Annotated in this window: 14 protein-coding genes; 7 read left to right on the forward strand and 7 right to left on the reverse strand. The window is 48.8% G+C overall.

The window, feature by feature from the left end:
- Positions 1-26: 26 nt before the first annotated feature.
- Positions 27-371 (reverse strand): hypothetical protein, encoded by a 345-nt coding sequence (locus AAHB90_RS30525; RefSeq protein ID WP_342089107.1) that lies wholly within the window; start codon positions 369-371, stop codon positions 27-29.
- Between the two features lie 206 nt (positions 372-577).
- On the opposite strand from AAHB90_RS30525, the gene AAHB90_RS30530 reads away from it, so the two are divergent.
- Positions 578-2,863: an ATP-dependent helicase gene (locus AAHB90_RS30530; RefSeq protein ID WP_342089108.1), complete on the forward strand. Its 2,286-nt coding sequence runs from the start codon at positions 578-580 to the stop codon at positions 2,861-2,863.
- 88 nt (positions 2,864-2,951) lie between these two features.
- Complete coding sequence (locus AAHB90_RS30535) at positions 2,952-4,442, forward strand: DUF4301 family protein (RefSeq protein WP_342089109.1); 1,491 nt, start codon at positions 2,952-2,954, stop codon at positions 4,440-4,442.
- A 172-nt stretch (positions 4,443-4,614) separates the two neighbouring features.
- Here AAHB90_RS30535 and AAHB90_RS30540 read toward each other — a convergent pair whose 3' ends face one another.
- On the reverse strand, positions 4,615-5,088 hold the full coding sequence (locus tag AAHB90_RS30540) for an Lrp/AsnC family transcriptional regulator (protein ID WP_015813234.1): 474 nt from the start codon (positions 5,086-5,088) through the stop codon (positions 4,615-4,617).
- 187 nt (positions 5,089-5,275) lie between these two features.
- Positions 5,276-6,217 carry a GDP-L-fucose synthase gene (gene fcl, locus AAHB90_RS30545; protein WP_342089110.1) on the reverse strand — a complete coding sequence of 314 codons (942 nt, stop codon included), beginning with the start codon at positions 6,215-6,217 and terminating at the stop codon, positions 5,276-5,278.
- A 93-nt stretch (positions 6,218-6,310) separates the two neighbouring features.
- Here fcl and AAHB90_RS30550 point away from each other — a divergent pair, with 93 nt between their 5' ends.
- Both AAHB90_RS30550 and AAHB90_RS30555 read left to right on the forward strand, forming a co-directional pair.
- Positions 6,311-7,327: a toxin-antitoxin system YwqK family antitoxin gene (locus AAHB90_RS30550; RefSeq protein ID WP_342089111.1), complete on the forward strand. Its 1,017-nt coding sequence runs from the start codon at positions 6,311-6,313 to the stop codon at positions 7,325-7,327.
- 46 nt (positions 7,328-7,373) lie between these two features.
- Complete coding sequence (locus tag AAHB90_RS30555) at positions 7,374-9,068, forward strand: hypothetical protein (protein ID WP_342089112.1); 1,695 nt, start codon at positions 7,374-7,376, stop codon at positions 9,066-9,068.
- Here the strand turns inward: AAHB90_RS30555 and dacB are convergent, their stop codons facing one another.
- Positions 9,069-10,343 carry a D-alanyl-D-alanine carboxypeptidase/D-alanyl-D-alanine endopeptidase gene (gene dacB / locus AAHB90_RS30560; RefSeq protein WP_342089113.1) on the reverse strand — a complete coding sequence of 425 codons (1,275 nt, stop codon included), beginning with the start codon at positions 10,341-10,343 and terminating at the stop codon, positions 9,069-9,071. It abuts the gene before it with no gap.
- A 109-nt stretch (positions 10,344-10,452) separates the two neighbouring features.
- The gene (locus AAHB90_RS30565; protein WP_342089114.1) at positions 10,453-11,940 is read right to left on the reverse strand and encodes an ArnT family glycosyltransferase; all 1,488 of its coding nucleotides are present in this window, start codon (positions 11,938-11,940) and stop codon (positions 10,453-10,455) included.
- 150 nt (positions 11,941-12,090) lie between these two features.
- Here AAHB90_RS30565 and AAHB90_RS30570 point away from each other — a divergent pair, with 150 nt between their 5' ends.
- From AAHB90_RS30570 to AAHB90_RS30580, 3 genes are read left to right on the forward strand one after another with little or no spacing between them, the layout of a single operon-like run.
- Positions 12,091-14,022, forward strand: a complete 1,932-nt coding sequence (locus AAHB90_RS30570) for a RecQ family ATP-dependent DNA helicase (protein WP_342089116.1) — start codon at positions 12,091-12,093, stop codon at positions 14,020-14,022.
- Entirely contained in the window at positions 14,019-15,452 is a 1,434-nt protein-coding gene (locus AAHB90_RS30575; protein ID WP_342089117.1) for a DUF5723 family protein, read from the forward strand. The genes AAHB90_RS30570 and AAHB90_RS30575 overlap by 4 nt, the downstream gene beginning before the upstream one ends.
- Position 15,453: 1 nt before the next feature.
- Positions 15,454-17,787 carry a CehA/McbA family metallohydrolase gene (locus tag AAHB90_RS30580; RefSeq protein WP_342089119.1) on the forward strand — a complete coding sequence of 778 codons (2,334 nt, stop codon included), beginning with the start codon at positions 15,454-15,456 and terminating at the stop codon, positions 17,785-17,787.
- Between the two features lie 3 nt (positions 17,788-17,790).
- On the opposite strand, the gene AAHB90_RS30585 is transcribed toward AAHB90_RS30580, so the two are convergent.
- Both AAHB90_RS30585 and AAHB90_RS30590 read right to left on the reverse strand, forming a co-directional pair.
- Entirely contained in the window at positions 17,791-18,114 is a 324-nt protein-coding gene (locus AAHB90_RS30585) for a DUF6787 family protein (RefSeq protein ID WP_342089120.1), read from the reverse strand.
- Between the two features lie 6 nt (positions 18,115-18,120).
- On the reverse strand, positions 18,121-18,852 hold the full coding sequence (locus AAHB90_RS30590) for an RluA family pseudouridine synthase (protein WP_342089121.1): 732 nt from the start codon (positions 18,850-18,852) through the stop codon (positions 18,121-18,123).
- Between the last annotated feature and the right edge of the window lie 10 nt (positions 18,853-18,862).

Raw genomic sequence — 18,862 nt, forward strand, 5'->3', positions numbered from 1 at the left:
CCAGAAATTACCGCTCCGTAACTTTTTCAAAGATTTTTGAAGTACTCGATCACATGCATCTTTAAAAGCGCTTCCTGCTTCAAAACATCACCCGGAGGCAGGGCTCGTTCGAGCTTGTAATGTGGCCAGCCGTCCTTGTCGGTGTATTCAAGGCTGTAATAGGAAGACATACTAAGTACCCTGCAAATACCTATATGTATAAGGTCCTGTTTCTGCTCCTTGGTAAATCGCTTTGCCCCTTGCCCCAATTCCTGCACGCCTATCAGGAAAAGGACCCCGTTCAAATCGGCGGGGCGCCTGCCTACCAACTCTTCCAGTTCGTTAAGCAGGTGCTCCCATTGTACTTCCAGCGGTTGATCTTCTATATTCATGGTACTCATTAGCGTTCTTGCAAATGGGCGTTGCCCTTATTAATATGATGAAATCCAAAATTATTGCTAGTTAACCAACAATGCATTCCTTATGTTCTGATAACAGGAATAATATTTATGGACTTGTACCCGCCCGAGCGCCTGAGATTGGGGAATGCTTTTGACGGTTTTTCCTAACTTTGGCTTTTGCTACATATTATAAGTAATTGGAAAAGCATACAACTTTGAACCACAACGATTATCTCGCGACCTTGAATGAGCCCCAACGGGAGGCTGTGCTGCACGGAAATGGCCCTTTGATGATCATTGCGGGTGCAGGGTCCGGAAAAACCAGGGTACTTACCTATCGCATTGCGCGACTGATCGAAACAGGGGTAGATCCATTCCGGATTTTGTCCCTGACATTTACCAATAAAGCTTCGGGTGAAATGCGTAGCCGGATCGAAGGGGCCGTCGGTACCGAGGCGCGCAATATATGGATGGGCACTTTCCACTCCGTCTTTGCCAAAATCCTCCGTATCGAGGCGCGGTACCTGGGGTATACCAGCGATTTCTCTATATATGATACCGACGATTCGAAGTCGTTATTAAGGAGTATTATAAAGGAATACAACCTCGACGATAAGGTTTACAAGGCGAATGTGGTCTTCAACCGGATATCCGGCGCGAAGAACCGGCTCATTTCGGCGGACGATTACATTAATAATGCAGTAATCCAGGCCGACGACGATGCGGCGAAGATGAAGGAGATCGGAAGGCTCTACAAAACCTACGTGACCCGCTGCTTCCAGGCAAACGCCATGGATTTCGACGATCTGCTTTTCAATACCAATATCCTGTTCCGCGATTTTCCCGACGTATTATATAAGTACCAGCACAAGTTCCAGCACGTGATGGTCGACGAGTTTCAGGATACGAACGTTTCCCAATACCTTATTACGAGGAAGTTGTCGGCGGTGCACCGCAATATCGTGGTCGTGGGTGACGATGCGCAGAGTATTTACGCATTCCGCGGGGCGAACATTGAAAATATCCTCAATTTCGAAAAAGACTTTCCGGATGTGCGGGTGATCAAGCTGGAACAGAACTACCGATCGACGAGCACGATCGTGGAAGCGGCCAACTCGGTGATTGCGCGCAACAAGTCGCAGCTGGAAAAGAAAACATTTACCGCCAATGAAGAAGGTTCGCTGATCGACGTGATCAAAGCGGGCTCCGATAATGAGGAAGGACGCCTGGTAGCGACTGCGATTTTTGAAGAGAAAATGCAGAAATCGCTGCGAAATGAAAATTTTGCTATCCTCTATCGCACCAATGCGCAATCCCGCTCATTTGAAGAGGCGCTCCGGAAGCTGGGAATCAAGTACCGGATTGTCGGCGGTCAGTCTTTTTACCAAAGAAAAGAAATCAAGGATTTGCTTGCTTACCTGCGGTTTACAGTGAACCAGCGGGACGAAGAAGCTTTCAAACGGATTATTAACCTGCCAAAACGCGGGATTGGTGATACGACGGTCGCCAAAATTGCTGTAACTGCCTCCGAAAACAATGTGGCGATTTGGGATGTGGTGGCGAATATCGGGCAATATGGCTCGGGACGCACCATTGCGCCGATCGAAGGGTTCGCGACGCTGATCAAAAGCTTCAAAATTTTGGTGGAAGAAGGCAAAGACGCCTACGAAATATCTTCCCACATCGCCAAGGCATCCGGAATTTTGCGTGAATTATATGAAGATAAGACCGTGGAAGGCCTTTCGCGCTACGAAAACGTGCAGGAATTGCTGAACGGTATCAAGGAATTTGTCGATAGCGAAGAGAGTGAGGACAAAACGCTCAGCGCGTTCCTTCAATCGGTTTCGCTGTTGACGAACGCGGATGAGCCGGACGATAATAATGATCACGACCGTGTGACGATGATGACCATTCACTCGGCAAAGGGACTGGAATTCAGGAACGTATTTATAGTGGGGCTAGAAGAAGATCTCTTCCCGAGCCAGATGATGCTCGAAAGCAGGCAGGACCTGGAAGAAGAAAGAAGGCTTTTCTATGTAGCGATCACGCGCGCTGAAAAGAAATTGTCATTCTCCTATGCCGAAAGCCGGTACCAATGGGGCCGCCTGAAAATGTGCGAGCCAAGCCGGTTCTTGTTGGAAGTCGACCAACGGTATCTGAATGTCAATAAAATGGTGCAGAGCGCGCTCGAACGCGATACTACCCCATCGGTTACGACATTTGCACGCAACCTGGTGCAACGGAAAACCGAAGCGAAACCTGTTACTTCGGTTGCTACCAGCCACGTTCCGTCAGCGGATTTCGTGCCTACCGATACATTCGACCTGGCCGAAGGCGATAAGGTGGAGCATTTAAAATTCGGTTTCGGAGTGGTGACGAAAATGGACGTCAATGGTACCGATAGAAAAGCGACCGTCAAATTCGACCTGGTAGGAGAAAAAACACTGCTGCTCAGCTTCGCCAAGCTGCGGGTGTTGAAATAAATGCCGGGGAAATTGATGAAGTTATTATAATTCCAAGCTTTTTTGTAATAAATCTTACCCTAAACTTCACTGATTAAAACCATAGATTATGTTTATTGAAAAAGATATTCAACAAATAAAGGAAAGAGGAAGCGATTTAAGCGTCGTGGAAGAGCAAGTCCGGTATTTCGAGAAGGGCTTCCCATTTTTGCAATTGTCGAAGGCCGCAACGGTGGGCGACGGCATTATCAGGCTCACAGACGATGAGATCGCAGAGGTAATCAGCGAGTTCGATAAAAGTGCTGCTGACGGAGAGATTGCACTTTTGAAATTTGTTCCGGCTTCCGGAGCGGCTACACGGATGTTCAAATCGCTTTTCAGCTTTTTACAGGAAGATAAGAAAGATAAATCGGTGGACGAATTCTTTGCGAAACTGAAAGATTTCGCGTTCTATGAGGACCTTAAAACTTCTCTGGCCGCGGATGGTTATGATATTGAGTCGGCCGATGAAAAGACGATCGCCTCTTACTTCCTGACGAGCAAGGGGCTAGGTTACGGAGAACTTCCGAAAGGGCTCCTGAAATTTCATAATTACGCAGAACGCTCGCGCACGCCGCTGGAAGAGCACCTGGTAGAAGGGGCCAAATATGCGAATGCAGGTAGCAATGTACAGATCCACTTCACGGTGTCACCCGAGCACCGCGACAAATTCGAAAAACTGGTGGTGGAAGCGGTTCCAAGTTACCAGACGCAATATGGCGTTCGTTATATCGTCTCTTTTTCCGAACAGAAGAGCTCGACTGACACAATTGCGGTTAATTTAAATAATACCCCGTTCCGCGAAAAGGATGAGTCGCTATTATTCCGTCCGGCAGGTCACGGCGCATTGCTTGAAAACCTCGGGCAGCTCGATGCGGACATTATCTTCATTAAAAACATCGATAACGTTGTTCCCGATCGCATTAAAGGCGACACGATTACCTACAAAAAGGCATTGGCGGGGATCGTTTTGAGATACCAAAAGAAAATCTTCACTTATCTCGACAAACTTGCTTCGAATGCGGCATTGCTGACAGAACTCGACGAATTTTTCCGCGACGAACTTTGTGTGATCCCGCCAGCGGGTTTTGAATCTTGGAGTGACGAAAAGAAGAAAGAATATTTCGTAGGAAAGCTGGATCGGCCGTTACGCGCTTGCGGGATGGTTAAAAACCAAGGTGAGCCGGGTGGCGGACCTTTCTGGGCAGAAAATGCCGATGGATCATCGTCGCTGCAAATCGTCGAATCGGCGCAGGTGGATGTCGATAATGCGGAGCAGAACAGCATTTTCAAGAATTCGACCCACTTCAATCCGGTTGATCTGGTATGTGCGGTGAAGAACAAAAAGGGCGAGTTATACGATCTGAAAAAATTCCGTGACCCGCTAACCGGCTTTATTACAGGAAAATCCAAAGATGGTAAGGAACTGAAAGCACAGGAACTTCCGGGGCTATGGAATGGTTCGATGGCGGATTGGAACACGCTTTTCGTGGAAGTGCCATTGATCACTTTCAATCCGGTGAAAACGGTAAATGACCTGCTCCGCGAGCAGCACCAATAATTTTGAAATACAAGCCAAATAAAAAATGGTCGGAAGCAATTCCGACCATTTTTTATTTGAGTCTATGCGTTTAAAGTTTAAGGTTAAAATTCAGATCAGCGTTTGACTTTAAACCTTTATTATACTCATAGACTCTAAACTCATGAACCGCAGCGGCGGCCGCTCTTAAGCATCAAGGTATCGGTAATACTTTGCTTTCCTTGAAAGTCGAAAGGATTACCATTGTTTGCGTGCTGGCAACCTCTTCTATTTCGTTGATTTTTTCTAGCATCAGCTTCTGGTAAGTGCTGATGTCTTTGGAAATAACACGTAGAAGAAAATCTCCTGTACCTGTAATGTGGTGACATTCAATAACTTCTGGAATCGCGTGTATTTTCTCAACAAATGATTCCGTAACAGCCTTGCGGTGTCCTACCAGCGAAATCTGAACAAAAGTACTTACGCCCAGGCCAACCTTCTCAGGTTCCAGCTGCGCGTGGTAGCTTTTAATGATCCCCGATTGTTCGAGTTTCTTTACGCGTTCCAGGGTCGGAGCGGGTGAAAGCCCTATTTCTTTGGAAAGTTGTGCGTTGGTTATTTTCGCGTTCGTTTGTAAAATCTCCAGTACTTTGCGGTCTATCTGATCTAACTTAATAATGGCCGACATGTCTCTATGACTAAGGTTTATATGACGTGCCCATTTAGGGGACGTCGCAAAACTAATTAGTTTCCCGAAGATTCTTGTAATATTATACTGAAATTTTGTCTAAAAATAGAATTATCGTGGGTAAAATATGATTTTAGTATTGGAATATTACGCTATATGAAATGTAACCTGTTGTAGGTAATCCGGGTTACACAGCATATGTTTCTATTTTTTCGAGGAAATCCTGGTAAGTTCTGGTGATACCCTCTTCCAGGTTGATGGTGTGTTTCCATCCCAATGCATGGAGTTTGCTGACATCCATCAGTTTTCGGGGCGTACCATCCGGTTTATCAGTATTCCATTTGATTTCTCCTTCGAATCCTACCACTTTGCGGATCATTTCAGCCAAATGTTTGATGGTTACGTCGGAACCGACGCCGATATTGAGGAAGCCCGCTTCATTGTAATTCTGCATGAGGAAATAGCAAGCGGCTGCGAGGTCATCCGCGTGCAGGAACTCGCGTAGCGGCGATCCCGTCCCCCAGAGTTCCACAAATGGCTTCCCTTCTTCTTTTGCCTCATGAAACTTGCGGATCATCGCCGGTAAAACGTGCGAATTGTTCAAATCGTAATTATCATTCGGTCCGTACAGGTTCGTCGGCATTACCGAAATGAAATTGCAGTCATATTGCGAGCGGTAGGCCTCGCACATCTTAATACCTGCAATTTTGGCGATCGCGTAAGGCTCGTTGGTTGGTTCGAGCAGGCCTGTAAGCAGCGAGTCTTCCCGTAAAGGCTGCGGAGCCAGTTTGGGGTAAATGCAGCTCGATCCGAGGAACATCAGTTTTTTGGCATCGGTACGGTATGCACTGTCGATGACGTTATTCTGGATTAACAGATTGTCGTTCAGGAACTCTGCGCGGTAAATATTGTTTGCCATAATGCCGCCGACTTTGGCAGCGGCGAGAAAAATATACTCCGGACGTTCTGATTCAAAAAATGCCCGTACATCCGCCTGATTGCGAAGGTCGAGCTCGGAGGAGGTTCTGGTGATGATATTGTCAAATCCTTCACTTTCCAATTTTCTGAGAATTGCGGATCCAACCATTCCCCTGTGCCCGGCAATATAAATTTTAGCGCTTTTTTCCACGGTGTTTTTTTAAATTTGTCTTGGAAATCAATATAGAAAAAACCAATTCGTTACAAAAGTAACAATCTTGCCCTGAAGAAAAATCCTATATACATGCAAAGAGTAGCACTGTTCTGCGGCTTTTTTTCAATCTGTCTTTCGGTTTCCGTTTCGGCCCAGCAAGGTCAGAAGGAAACGCCGGCTCCTTCGTGGCTACCCAAAGAACAGGTGAAAAAGGACACTGCAACGCGTTCCAATGATCTGAAATCATTCGTTTCGGGGCTGGATCCGGTGGTGGGCGCTTCGGCGCCCGGCGGCAAGGGTAAATCCACGAACCTCTCCACGTTATTTGGAGAGACGATCCCCGACCTGGGGCTTCGTGTGAAGGAATACAAGAACCAGAAGAAGGATCGCAAAGCCCGCAAGGAAAGGGCACGGCTTGCCAAAGTACAATATGAAGGCATTCCCATGCAGGCTATGTCGGTCAAATACGGTAGCGGCGACCGGGCTACGGTGGAAAATTTCCATGTATTGAAAGAATACAAGCCTATCGATCAGTACGCCCGTGCGACGGAAACGCGCTGGTATGATAAAAAATCGAGAAAACTGAGTTCTTCCGTCGTGAAGGACAAGGCCCAGGCATTGCCATTACACGGCTCGTATAAAAAGTATAGCGGAGAAAATCTTATCGAGGAAGGCTACTACTATATGGGTGTGAAGGACGGTCGCTGGGTGAAATATGACACGAAGTACAACCTGATCGACAAGGCAGTCTGGAAACGTGGATTTCCTGCGGATTCGCGGATTACCTATTATGATTCAGCGCATACGCAGGTGAAAGAAGTGATGCCTGTTGCGTTCGGGGAAGTAGAGGGCGAGTACCTCCGATTCTATCAGGAAGGCCAGCTGGCGGTCAACGGCAAATACGATTCCGGTAAAAAAGTAGGCCGCTGGGTTGAATACTACCAGTTTCGCCGTCAGCGCAAAAAAGAGATACAATATCCGAAAACCGCCTGGGACGAGGAATTCGAACCGTTTGTTCTGCGGGAGTGGGACGATAAGGGCAAGCTTCTTTACGATTATACCAAAGATCCCCGCGCTTCCGCTGAAGAGGAGGAAACCGAAAATTAGGAGGTGCATGGTTGAAAATCACGGCTCACCTGCTTAATTAGCACGCATGTTTTCATCTTTCCTCCGTTTTGTCAGAGAAAAAAGCTGGCTTGCATGGCTCCTGTGCCTGTTACCCGTTCTGATCTATAGCTGGGTATTCAAAGTCATTGCATTGAATGTTAATTATGTAGCATTCGATGATATCCTCATCCTGGGCATTATTCCCGAATTTTCGAAAGCCGACCTGGCAGGGAAATGGCGACTTCTGACGACCCTTTTTCCCGAACACCGCCTGGTATTTTCCCGGTCGGTAATTCTGCTACTTCACAAGACATTCGGAACGGTCAATCTGGTGTGGCCGATGATCATCGCGAACAGCTGCTGGGCGCTTTGTGCGGTAGTTTTCTATCGTGCCTACCGGCATTTGAAGCTTTCCATCTGGTATTTTGTGCCAATAATGTGGTTGTGGTTCAATATTCAGTCGTTTGAAAACATCTTCTGGGGGGTAAGTTCCCTGTGCAACTTCGGGGTGATCCTTTTTGTGCTTTGCGCGCTATATTTTGCCGTTTATAAGCCCGAAAAGTTGGCTGTCTCGCTGTTTTTCGCAGTCGTTGCGACATTTACGTATGGGAATGGGCTGATGGTGTTTCCCGTAATCGGGCTGTTGTTTCTGCTGGGAGGTTACCGGAAACAGTTTTTCATCACACTGGCCACAACACTGGTCGTTGCGATCATCTATTTCATCGATTTTACACCTATTACCCAAAATCTCGACTTCTCAAACCCGCAACAGGTGAAAGAAGGCTTCTTCGGTTTCTTTGGTTTTATCGGCTCATGGGCGACACTCACCGCTTACAGCACCCCGACTACCGGCCTGTATGTAGCCGTAGCAATGGGAATGCTGATGATCATCTGCGTGATGGTTTTATACAGGAAGCAATACATTCCGCTCTGGAATTCGATCTGGCTAAAAGGACGTTATACAAACAATACGGCCCTTTTTGCACTTGCTATCGCCATTTTTACGGGCATTACCGCCCTCGCACTCACCTATAAGCGCATTCCCACGGATACCTTTGAGGGCATGTTTAAAGGCCGCTATCGCATGTATTCCACGCTGTGGTGCATTTCCCTGTATTTTGGATTTCTTGCTATCGTACAAAATGCAGTGAGGAGAAAGTTTGCCCCCGGAATACTGGTCGCGGCCATCGTTTTCAATATCGTACTGCTGCACAGCAACTTCGCCGAGGCGGTCAATAACCGTCGGGCCGCCATCGCGCAGGAATTCAATGCACGCTACAATGCCGATTGGCTCGGTATCCGCATGTTTTCAATGGATCAGCAGCATTATGAGAAAATCCGTTCCTATTACAGCTCGGGCGATCCATTGGCCGAAAACTGGAAGCCACGGGCCGATTCGGTTTCTTGTGATAGTGTTTATTCGCCGGATGAAGTCGGGCTACTTGGTAACCATATTGTGATCGGCTTTCATCAGGAATTCTTCAAGCCCGAAAAGGACTACTCCGACGGAGCCTATGTGATTCTGAAATCGCCGGAGCATGTATACGCATCACCTCCGAACCAGGTTGCAGTGCCTTTGAAAACGACTTTACGACGCGGTATGTATTTTAGCAAAGGGCTGAACGCGAGTTTTCATACGGCGAATATCGAGCCCGGAACTTACAAAATTTACCTGCTTGTCCGGCGGAACGGCCACAATGCCATTTACTGCACCGGTAAAATCTGGGAGGAAAAAGAGTAATCAGTACTTGTGGTGGACGGCCGTGAGAATACGCTCGACTTCCTTACGGACATCGGCGGTAGGCTTCGTGAAATTGTTGTTCATGAAACTGAAAGCCAGGACTTTTCCTTTCCTGGTGATCAGATAGCCGCTTAGATTGTAGACGTTGCTTAGACTGCCTGTTTTAGCAAAAATGAATGGAGGTTCTTCTTTAAAGAGATTTTTCAAGGTCCCGGTTTTCCCACCTGCCGGCAATATTTTGAACAGCCTTTCCTGCGGGACTTTTGCGTAAATTTTTTGTAATAATGCCACCATCGTCCTCGGCGTAAAGAGGTTATACCGGCTCAGCCCGGAACCGTCTTTCCAGACCGGTTTGTCGGGCAGGTCGGCCAGATGATGTTCCAGGGCGTGTGCAATGGCTTTTTCTGAGCTCAATGGAAGTTTGTTGGCTGTTGCATAGAGCAGCATCAGTTGTTCGGCCAGCATGTTGTCGCTCACCTGCATCATGCGCGTATAAAGCGAGTCGGAAGGAATGCTGTTGACGGTCTGTAATTCGATTTCCAGCGGGATATTAATCAGTTTGATCTCTTTTTTAAGGGTATCGCTCAGCAATTGCAATGTGAGCTGGTCGGTCATATGAACCGGAATATCCCTTGTAGTGCTTTTGGAATCGACCGACTTGGGATAATGAAAAACATTTTGCAGTTCCTCCCTCTCGATCCCGGAAACCGAGGTGTCCTGCACCATGAACTTTTGCCAGAAACGCGGATTGGCCCGGTATTCCCCCGCCGGGCCGCTTTTAAAACGTACAATATTGCCGTAAACGGGCATGGCGGTAACCTCCGGTTGGTAATAATCATTGTAATCGCTCCACGCCCAGCCGGGGCCGAAACGTTTATTTTCGAAATGGTAAGGCGTGAAAAATATCTGGTCCTTGCGGCCTTTCAGGAAATCGAAAACCTTGCTGTGTGGTAAATCGGGATGCAATAACGATGGGTCGCCGGTACCGCGGATGATCAACAATTCTCCCCATTCGAGGTATTCCAACCCGGGAATGGAGTCGCCGAGAGCGGAGAGGCCCGCATAAAAGCTAAACAGTTTGGTATTGGATGCGGGAATAAAATATTTATCGTCCTGGTAAGAAGCGAGCGCCTTCGTTTCATTAATTCTGGCGATGGAAACGCCTGTATGCTGCTGGCTGAGGACTGCCGAGCGGCCGATTTCGCGTTTCAGATAATGCGAGGCAGAACAGCCGGATAATGCAATGATACTGATGAAGAAGAGCAGCGTGCGCATGGAAACAGGTTAAAATGAACTTTAAACAAAGATAATATTTTCACTTTATTGGCAAACCGTACCGCAAGTTACCGCCGGGCTAATTTTGTAATGCCACCCTGTTGAAGGATTAACGGTGATCCAAAGCACCGTTTTTAATGACCAGAAAATAGCCGCCGCTCAAAGTCACCAGGCTATCGCGCTTCAAATCAAACTGTGGCAGGCATGCCGAGTCCGCAAGGACATAACGGGTCGAGTCGGTTTGCATGCTGATGGACAAATGATGATAGCGCTGGAAATTGGCATGAATATCTGCGTGCTGGAACAAATCGTGGCAAACCCCGATCGTGGACGCTGACGGTACCAGTGTACGTAATTGTTTTGCGTTGGAAGCATGAACATCGGGATGGTTAGTAGCCAGTTTTCTAGCCGTCGCTCCCCAACATAAGAACGTGCCGATGCCTAATGCGATGATCGTCAATTGCTTATTGATGGGCATTGCGAGTGACATGCGTTGCACAAACAGAAATGCGAAGAGCAATGCCACAAAAGGCAATGCGGGTAACAGGTAATGCGGATACTGCTTGATACTCACCAGCATAGGAATAATGCCGGAAGCCGCGACGAGGGCTGTTAGCAGGACATTTTTAGAAATGCCTTTTTCGGGGGAGGTTTTCCACTTCAAACCGTATGATAATCCATAGAGCGCCGCCAATGCGAGTAAATGCGGATAAAGGTTGCGTAGGAGTACTAATACCAGCGTAAAATGGGCGGTCCAGCCGGTGCCTGCTTTTTCGCGTTTCTGCAACAAAGCCTGCACAACCTGCCCGTTGAAATAGGTCGTCATGAAAGCCCGTGCAGGTGCGTATGCAAGTATACCCGCGATGCTTGCCGAAACGACAATCAGCATAATGGCTGTCGGACGAAAGACCTTTGAAAACCTGAGGGAAGGTGTGGAAATAGCGTAGATCACCGAAAATGCCAGTGGGTAAAGTCCCACGGGACCTTTGGTCAGAAATGCGAGGACGATGCAAATGCCGGCCAATAATGGCCAGAGATCATCGCGTGTGCGAACAATATCCTTTTTTAGAAAAACTAACTGGCAATAGCACGAGGCAAGGCAAAACAGGCCCATTGTACTGTCGAGAAAATTGTTGGGAATGCTGTAATAGACAATTTCCATCCCGTACCAGCAGAGCACCGGCAGCCAGCTGAATGCCCGAAATGCGCTGGCCGAGCCGAGTAATGCGTGCCAGATTTTCACTATCAGGTAAATATAACCAATCAGAATCAGCAGATTATAGCCGTTTTCAACCAGAGGTGTGTCGCCAAAAAGCCTGAAAAGGAGCGACTGCAAACCGAACTGCAGCGGCGGATGTCCCGAGAAAAAATCCCCATTGTCGTACGGCAGCCAAAAGGAATGTGCAAAAAAAGGTCGCCAGAACGAGCCGGTTCCCTCCGACATATTACGCGCAATAGCCGCATAGGTGACGCCGTCCATAAACATCGTGTCGTCGATCGAACGCGGCAGAAAGGTGATCAGAATAAAGCTTAGGGTAAATAGCCACGGTAGCCACCACGGGTAATTTTCCTTTTTAGCAATATTCAAATTCATCATGCGGAGTGAAATTTGCCGTTAAATAACGGGTTTTGCGCATTGGAGAATAGTTTATCAGCATTTCTTTTTTATCAAACGCGCTCTTTGCCGCTTTCTATAACGCACCTAATGCAATTACTTTGTAAAATCTGATAACCACACCGCAAACTGATGACTGATATCCGGGCTGTCCTGAAACAATATTGGGGATACGACGCTTTCAGGCCGTTTCAGGAAGATGCCATCAAGGCGGTTCTGAATGGTATGGATACGCTGGTACTTCTCCCGACGGGTGGAGGGAAGTCCATTTGTTTCCAGGTTCCAGTAATGGCTTCCGAGGGTGTTTGCATTGTAGTAACGCCGCTCATTGCCTTGATGAAGGACCAGGTCGAGCAGCTCAAACGCAGGTACATTCCGGCCGCGGCGATCCATTCCGGGATGAGCAAAACGGAAATCGATATTACATTAGATAACTGTATTCACGGTAATACGAAGTTTCTCTACGTCTCGCCCGAGCGCCTGCGGACGGACATTATGATCGCGCGCACGAAGCAGATGAAGGTGTGCTTGCTGGCGATAGACGAGGCGCATTGTATCTCTGCCTGGGGATACGATTTCCGCCCCTCCTACCTGCTGATCGCCGAATTCAGAAAGCTTTTACCCAAAGTGCCGGTCATGGCGCTGACGGCCACCGCTACCGAGGAAGTAAGGGCGGATATTCTCGATAAGCTCGAAATGCGTAATGCGAGGGTATTCAAACAGTCTTTTGCACGCGCCAACCTCTCCTACTCGGCATTCCCGGAGGAAAGTAAGGAGCGTAAATTATTGCAGATTTTACGCAATGTGCAGGGAACGGCCATTGTATACGTTCGCACCCGAAAGCGGACAAAAGACTTGGCTGAATGGCTGAACCGGCAAGGTATTTCAGCCACGAGCTACCATGCAGGCCTGCTTTTTAAGGACCGTTCCGATCGGCAGACGGCCTGGATTCAGAACCGGGTCCGGATCGTCGTGGCGACGAATGCATTCGGAATGGGAATCGATAAGCCGGATGTCCGGGCGGTGATCCATTTCGACCTTCCGGATAACCTCGAAGCATATTATCAGGAGGCGGGCCGGGCAGGAAGGGACGAGAAAAAGGCCTATGCCGTTGCGCTTTTTAATAAAATTGATCTGGAAGAACTCACAGACAGCATCGAGCGAAAATATCCGCCGGTAGAAATGCTGCGGCGAGTGTACCAGGCTTTGGCCAACTATTACAAGGTGGCGGTAGGCTCGGGCGAATTGTCAGGGTTTGATTTTGACATACAAGAGTTCGCAGGAATATTCGGACTGCCGGTCAATGAAACACATTATGCATTAAAACTGCTTGAAGAAGAGGGGTTTGTGCAACTAAGCGAGAATTTCGGCGATTCCTCTAAAATCCATTTCCTGGTCGATAACCGGCAATTGTACGACTTTCAGATACGCTATCAGGAGCTGGATTCGTTTATCAAACTAGTCCTGAGAATGTACGGCGGGGAGCTTTTCACGGAGTATGTGCGCATTTCAGAAACCGAGCTGGCGCAGATCCATTTCGCTACCGTACCTGAGATTCTGAGGAAACTGAAATTCCTGGCTGAACGCGAAATCATTGATTACGAAGCCAGAAAGGACAAGCCTCAGCTTACATTCCTGACACCGCGCTATGACGCTTCTTTACTACCGCTGAATGTTTTTGAAATACAAAAGAAGAAAGACCGTGACCTTGGAAAGGCCCAGGCGGTGATCCGTTATGTGTCACACACCAGGATGTGCCGGACCTTGCTTTTGCTTGAATATTTTCATGAATTTGATGCGGAGGAATGCGGCGTATGCGATATCTGCATTCAGAACAGAAAAAATGAAGCAATCCGGGACTCTGCCGGGGACGCCACTTTGGCCTGGCAGATCACCGATTTTTTGAACCGTGAGGGCCCGATGTTGCCTGCGGAACTCGGCCGCGCATTTGAATATCTGCCCGGCGATGCGTTTCTAAAAACATTACAAGGACTAATCCAGGAGGAAGCGATCCATTATAACGAACAGGGATTACTGACCCCAACTAACAAAACTCAACTTTGAAAACCTCATTACTTACCACAGCACTATTCGTCCTGACAACCCTTCAGTGCGTTGTCGCTCAACAGATTCCCGGCCTGCAATTCAGTAATTACGGCGGCCTTTACCGCTCTACTTATAACCCCTCGGTGCTCGGCGGGCCACGGCATAAGTTTCAGATTAATGTCCTTACGCTCGGCGGGAGTATCAAATACCGCTATTTCCGGTTTATTGGGGAAAATTCGTTTTTGTACCCTGTTCTTGCGCCGCATTCCACGAAGGAGCTTTATGGCCGCTCACGCACCATGGGCTCGCTGACTTACAAAGATCCCATATTTCTGACGGGCGAGATTCGCTGGCCTTCTGTTTCGTTTGCCATTGGCAAGTACCACGGCGTGGCGGTGCAGCTGCGTACGCGGGGATTTGTACTGGGTAGAAATATCCCTGCTGCGATCGATAATTTGTATATGAAGCGGCTGGACACGGGCAGCACGCCCCAGCTTTCCATTGAGGCCTGGGGGAATTTCAGCCTTGTCCAGCAAAGCTTTTCGGATCTCAGCTTTTCTTACGGTGCGCAACTGCTCGATATCGAAGGGCATAAGTTTCGCGCCGGTGTGACCGTGAAACGCGTTTTCGGTGCGCGTGTAGCCTATTTGAAGGGCAATGCAGACCGTTACAGCATTAATCCGGTCAGCAGCACCGAACCGGATATCAACCAGTTGGAAATTGACAATCTGACCTATGAAAGTGGGTACAGCACACCGAACCGCAAAATGGGGCTTGGAAATTTGTTCGACTCCGGCAAATATGGTTCCGGCTGGGGTTACGACCTGGGCTTTTCTTACGAAATAGGCTCGGTTTGGAAGGGCCGCAAAGAAGCTTACAACGACAGCCCCGATTACCTTGTACGCATTGCGGGTTCTTTAACGGACATTGGTTCGGTCAAATACAAAACATCCGATTCGAGGGTGGTACGCGGGACGCATAGTGACGTGGTCGTTCGGCAAACCGAGCTCGAAACGATCAGCGACCGTGGTCCGGAAGGCTTTATGAGCCTTTTTCCGGGCGATACCAGTTCCGCATTTGCCCAAAAGGTGAAATTACCGCAGGCACTTAACCTGGAAGCCGATTTACAGGTTTTCCACGGCTTCTTCCTGAACCTTTCCCACACGAGCCGTTTCAAAAGCCGCAGCGGGCAGACATTAGATATGTACGTACCTAATACTTTTATCATCACACCACGTTTTGAGGACGAGGACTCGGGCCTTTCGTTCCCGATCTCGTTCATTCAGGGGAATAACCGTCCTTCCATTGGCCTCGCAGGGCATTTTGGTCCGGTATTCCTTGGTTTCAGCAATGTAAACGGCCTTATGAAAAGCGGTGGCGCTCGTGGTAGCATGATGTACATCGGGTTCACCGCGTGGAAAGCATCCCGGAAGAAAGACAAGGATTAATATGAAAACATCGTCTGCCCTATTCATTTTAGCAGTTTTCCTGCCACTGATGCTGCTCGGGCAGCACGATCAACACACAAGTCATACCGTCGCGGCCGACGTGGAGCCGCAGCCTTTGCTGGCACAAGCGATGCGCTTGCAGGAAGCGCTTGCCTTTTCGGGCAATGCATTACCATCGGCCGATGCGGAAAAGCTCAAAGCGCTTGGTCGCGGGCCGTTGTCGAAGCAGACTGTTGCGCAAATTCAGTCCATTCTCGACCCTTATTGCCTGAATGTAGTACATATCAATCCGGAAGGCAGGGTGAAAGTAGACCAGGGGAATGCCAAAGCCAGTCTGGTGCAGGGTGGCTGGACGGCTTTTTTGGTTAAAATCCACAATGAGGCAGGCATTACCGCCAAGTTTGAAGCCACGAGCCCTAATGCGTTAAAACCCTATCATTCCCCTTCCTTCGAGCACAGGGTAAAAAAGGAACACGAGCTCACCGAGGGGCAGGTCGCCAACCGGTTTATGGATATTCAGATTTATGCCGGCAGGCCATTGCAGGCAAATTTGTCGGGTTTGAAACTCGAATATGCGGTGGTTCAGATCTATTGCAAGGATGCGGGTAAACGCGAGGCGGAAATCGCTTACAACGCCGGTCAGGGCTCGCAAGACATCGGTTTTCGGAACGCGACCCATATTTTGTTTGATGTAAAACCTGCGGTTAAGGTTAATTTTGACGTAAAAGATGACGACGGAACTGCCACTATGGCGTCTTTCCTCATTACCGACGACGGGCAGGAACATGCTTCCGGCAAATTCAAAGGGATATACCCGTTACCATCACGGCGTGTTGCGGCATTCGACGAATACCCCGACTTCTTTTTTCAGCCACAGATTTATCGTAAAAGCGGAGAGCATGTGACATTGCCGCCAGGTAAGTACAAGGTCACGTACACCCGTGGGCCTGAGTACATTCCGCAAACGAAGGAAATCACCGTTCCCGAGGGAGAGGAATCTGTGAATGTGACATTCCAGCTGAAAAGGTGGATCCAGCTTGCCAAACTCGGCTGGTTCAGCGCCGATCACCACATCCACGCGGCGGGTTGCAGCCATTACGATAGCCCAACAGAAGGCGTCGATCCGAAAGACATGTTCCGGCAGGTATTGGGCGAGGACCTGAATATGGCGGCGAACCTGGCATGGGGGCCTAGCTGGTATCATCAAAAAACTTTTTTTACCGCAAAAGACCACCCGTTGTCAAGCAAGAAAACGGTCATGCGCAACGATGTGGAGGTTTCGGGCTTCCCTTCTTCTCATGCCGGGCATATTGTTTTGCTGAGGATAAAAGAAGACGATTACCCGGGTACCACGACCATCGAACAATGGCCGAGCTGGACGGCACCGGTGCTTTCCTGGGCCAAATCGCAAGGTGGTGTGGTAGGCTATGCACATTCGGGTTGGGGATTGGAGCCAATGGAGGCTACCAGCGAGCTTCCGAACTACGTCACGCCGAAAATGGACGGAATCGGTGCCGTTGAATACGTGGTAACGGTGACCGACGGCCTGGTCGACTTTTTCAGTGCCGGCGATACTCCGGCGCCCTGGGAGCTCAATATGTATTACCATACGCTCAATTGTGGTTTTAAGACAAGGCTAAGCGGCGAAACCGACTTCCCGTGCATTACGGACGTGCGCGTTGGGCAGGCGCGAAGCTATTTCAAACCTAAAAATGCGATGGATTACGACGGGTACGTGGAAGCCTTGCGATTGGGGCGAAGCTATGTTTCCGATGGGAAATCGCACATCATGGATTTTAAAGTCGATGGCGTGGAGGCCGGGACCGGTGACAGTGAAGTGGCCCTTAAATCGCCAGGGAATGTAAAAGTAACAGCAAAACTAGCCGCTTACCTGCCGGAGAAGCAGGATAGTATCGGAGGAAAAATTGCAAGAGCGCCTATTACGGATAAACCTTACTGGGACATCGAACGCTCCCGGATTGTGCAATCCCGGGCGGTGCGGGCGGAACTGATATTCAATGGGGTACCCGTGGATACTGTTGAGATACAAGCGGATGGGACGTTGCAGGATATCCGTTTTTCAACCAAAATCTCCAAATCAGGATGGCTGGCCGTGCGTATTTATCCCAGTTCGCATTCGAATCCGGTTTTTGTAAAAGTAAATGCCCAGCCTATCTTGGAAAAGCAGAGTGCGGAATGGTGCCTTGCGGCCTTGGAACAGTGTTGGAAAATGAAGGAGCCTAATATCCGCGCCGAGGAGAAAAACGCCGCCGCTGCGGCTTACGACAAGGCGCGAAATGTATACCGGCGGCTCATTGTGGCAGGAAACAAGTGATGGTTATTCGGGCCTCGTTTCAGCTTTTTTGGACCGGAAGATTCCTCCTATTCTGCTGAACATCCGTTTTTCAAACTCCCAAAAGAATGTGAATTTCCCCCATATCCAGCCCCAGGCAAGCAGAATAACCTGGTATAGCGGGAGAATGACGAGAATATTGACGCCCCAGCGGAGCCATCCGGGCGAGTTTTCGGTAATGCCGATCAGTTCAAAGAGCCAGCGTTTGGCATAGAGGACCGAAAAACCGGTACATGCGAAAACGACGAGAATAATGAGTACATCCCACCCATTCCGGACGTTCCAGCGTTGTTTCAGTTTTTCGATCATCAGATACTATTCATGGAAGAAATCCAGGTGCTCTGGTTTGATTACCTCTTTGTCCAAAGTTAAAAATTCTTCCCAAAAAGGGTCGTTCGGAACTCCGGCGCGGCATATAACCGGCTCTTTTTTAACCGGATGTTCAAAGTACAACCGGCGTGCATGCAAATTAATGCTGCCATCCGGATTGCCTTTGGGATAACCATATTTAACATCCCCGCGGATCGGGCAATTCATCGACGCGAGCTGCACGCGGATCTGGTGCGGCCTGCCGGTTACCGGCATTACTTCCAGCAGATGAAACTTATTGATCTCTCCTACCCAGCGGTACGAAAGCTCCGCACGCTGCGATCCAGGAACCTCCTGATCGTGGGCTGTGGTCACATTGCGGGCCTCATTTTTGGTGAGCCAATGCACCAGCTTGCCTTTCTTTTCGGCAGGTTTGTTTTTCACAACGGCCCAATAGGTTTTCTGCACATCACGCTTGCGGAATATCTCGTTCATGCGTTCGAGCGCCTTCGACGTGCGTGCAAATACGACGAGCCCGCTCACGGGACGGTCGAGACGGTGCACAGTGCCGAGAAATACTGCTCCCGGCTTATCGTATTCCTCCTTAATATAGTCTTTGACCATATCGAGCAGGCACGTATCGCCGGTTACATCGGCCTGAACCAGAATGCCCGGCTCCTTATTGACGATGATCAGGTGATTATCTTCGTAAACAACCCGAAAAGGTTTCTTAGCCATATTATTAGTT

It is taken from the genome of Dyadobacter sp. OTU695 (assembly GCF_038440355.1).
In the GTDB taxonomy this organism is placed as follows: domain Bacteria; phylum Bacteroidota; class Bacteroidia; order Cytophagales; family Spirosomataceae; genus Dyadobacter.

What these genes read in the sequence shown, in the direction of transcription:
- AAHB90_RS30585 (WP_342089120.1), bottom strand. Translation starts at nt 18,114, where the DNA reads ATGATCGAAAAACTGAAACAACGCTGGAACGTCCGGAATGGGTGGGAT.
- AAHB90_RS30540 (WP_015813234.1), bottom strand. Translation starts at nt 5,088, where the DNA reads ATGTCGGCCATTATTAAGTTAGATCAGATAGACCGCAAAGTACTGGAG.
- AAHB90_RS30565 (WP_342089114.1), bottom strand. Translation starts at nt 11,940, where the DNA reads ATGATGAATTTGAATATTGCTAAAAAGGAAAATTACCCGTGGTGGCTA.
- AAHB90_RS30535 (WP_342089109.1), top strand. Translation starts at nt 2,952, where the DNA reads ATGTTTATTGAAAAAGATATTCAACAAATAAAGGAAAGAGGAAGCGAT.
- AAHB90_RS30525 (WP_342089107.1), bottom strand. Translation starts at nt 371, where the DNA reads ATGAATATAGAAGATCAACCGCTGGAAGTACAATGGGAGCACCTGCTT.
- AAHB90_RS30550 (WP_342089111.1), top strand. Translation starts at nt 6,311, where the DNA reads ATGCAAAGAGTAGCACTGTTCTGCGGCTTTTTTTCAATCTGTCTTTCG.
- AAHB90_RS30590 (WP_342089121.1), bottom strand. Translation starts at nt 18,852, where the DNA reads ATGGCTAAGAAACCTTTTCGGGTTGTTTACGAAGATAATCACCTGATC.
- AAHB90_RS30555 (WP_342089112.1), top strand. Translation starts at nt 7,374, where the DNA reads ATGTTTTCATCTTTCCTCCGTTTTGTCAGAGAAAAAAGCTGGCTTGCA.
- dacB (WP_342089113.1), bottom strand. Translation starts at nt 10,343, where the DNA reads ATGCGCACGCTGCTCTTCTTCATCAGTATCATTGCATTATCCGGCTGT.
- AAHB90_RS30580 (WP_342089119.1), top strand. Translation starts at nt 15,454, where the DNA reads ATGAAAACATCGTCTGCCCTATTCATTTTAGCAGTTTTCCTGCCACTG.
- AAHB90_RS30570 (WP_342089116.1), top strand. Translation starts at nt 12,091, where the DNA reads ATGACTGATATCCGGGCTGTCCTGAAACAATATTGGGGATACGACGCT.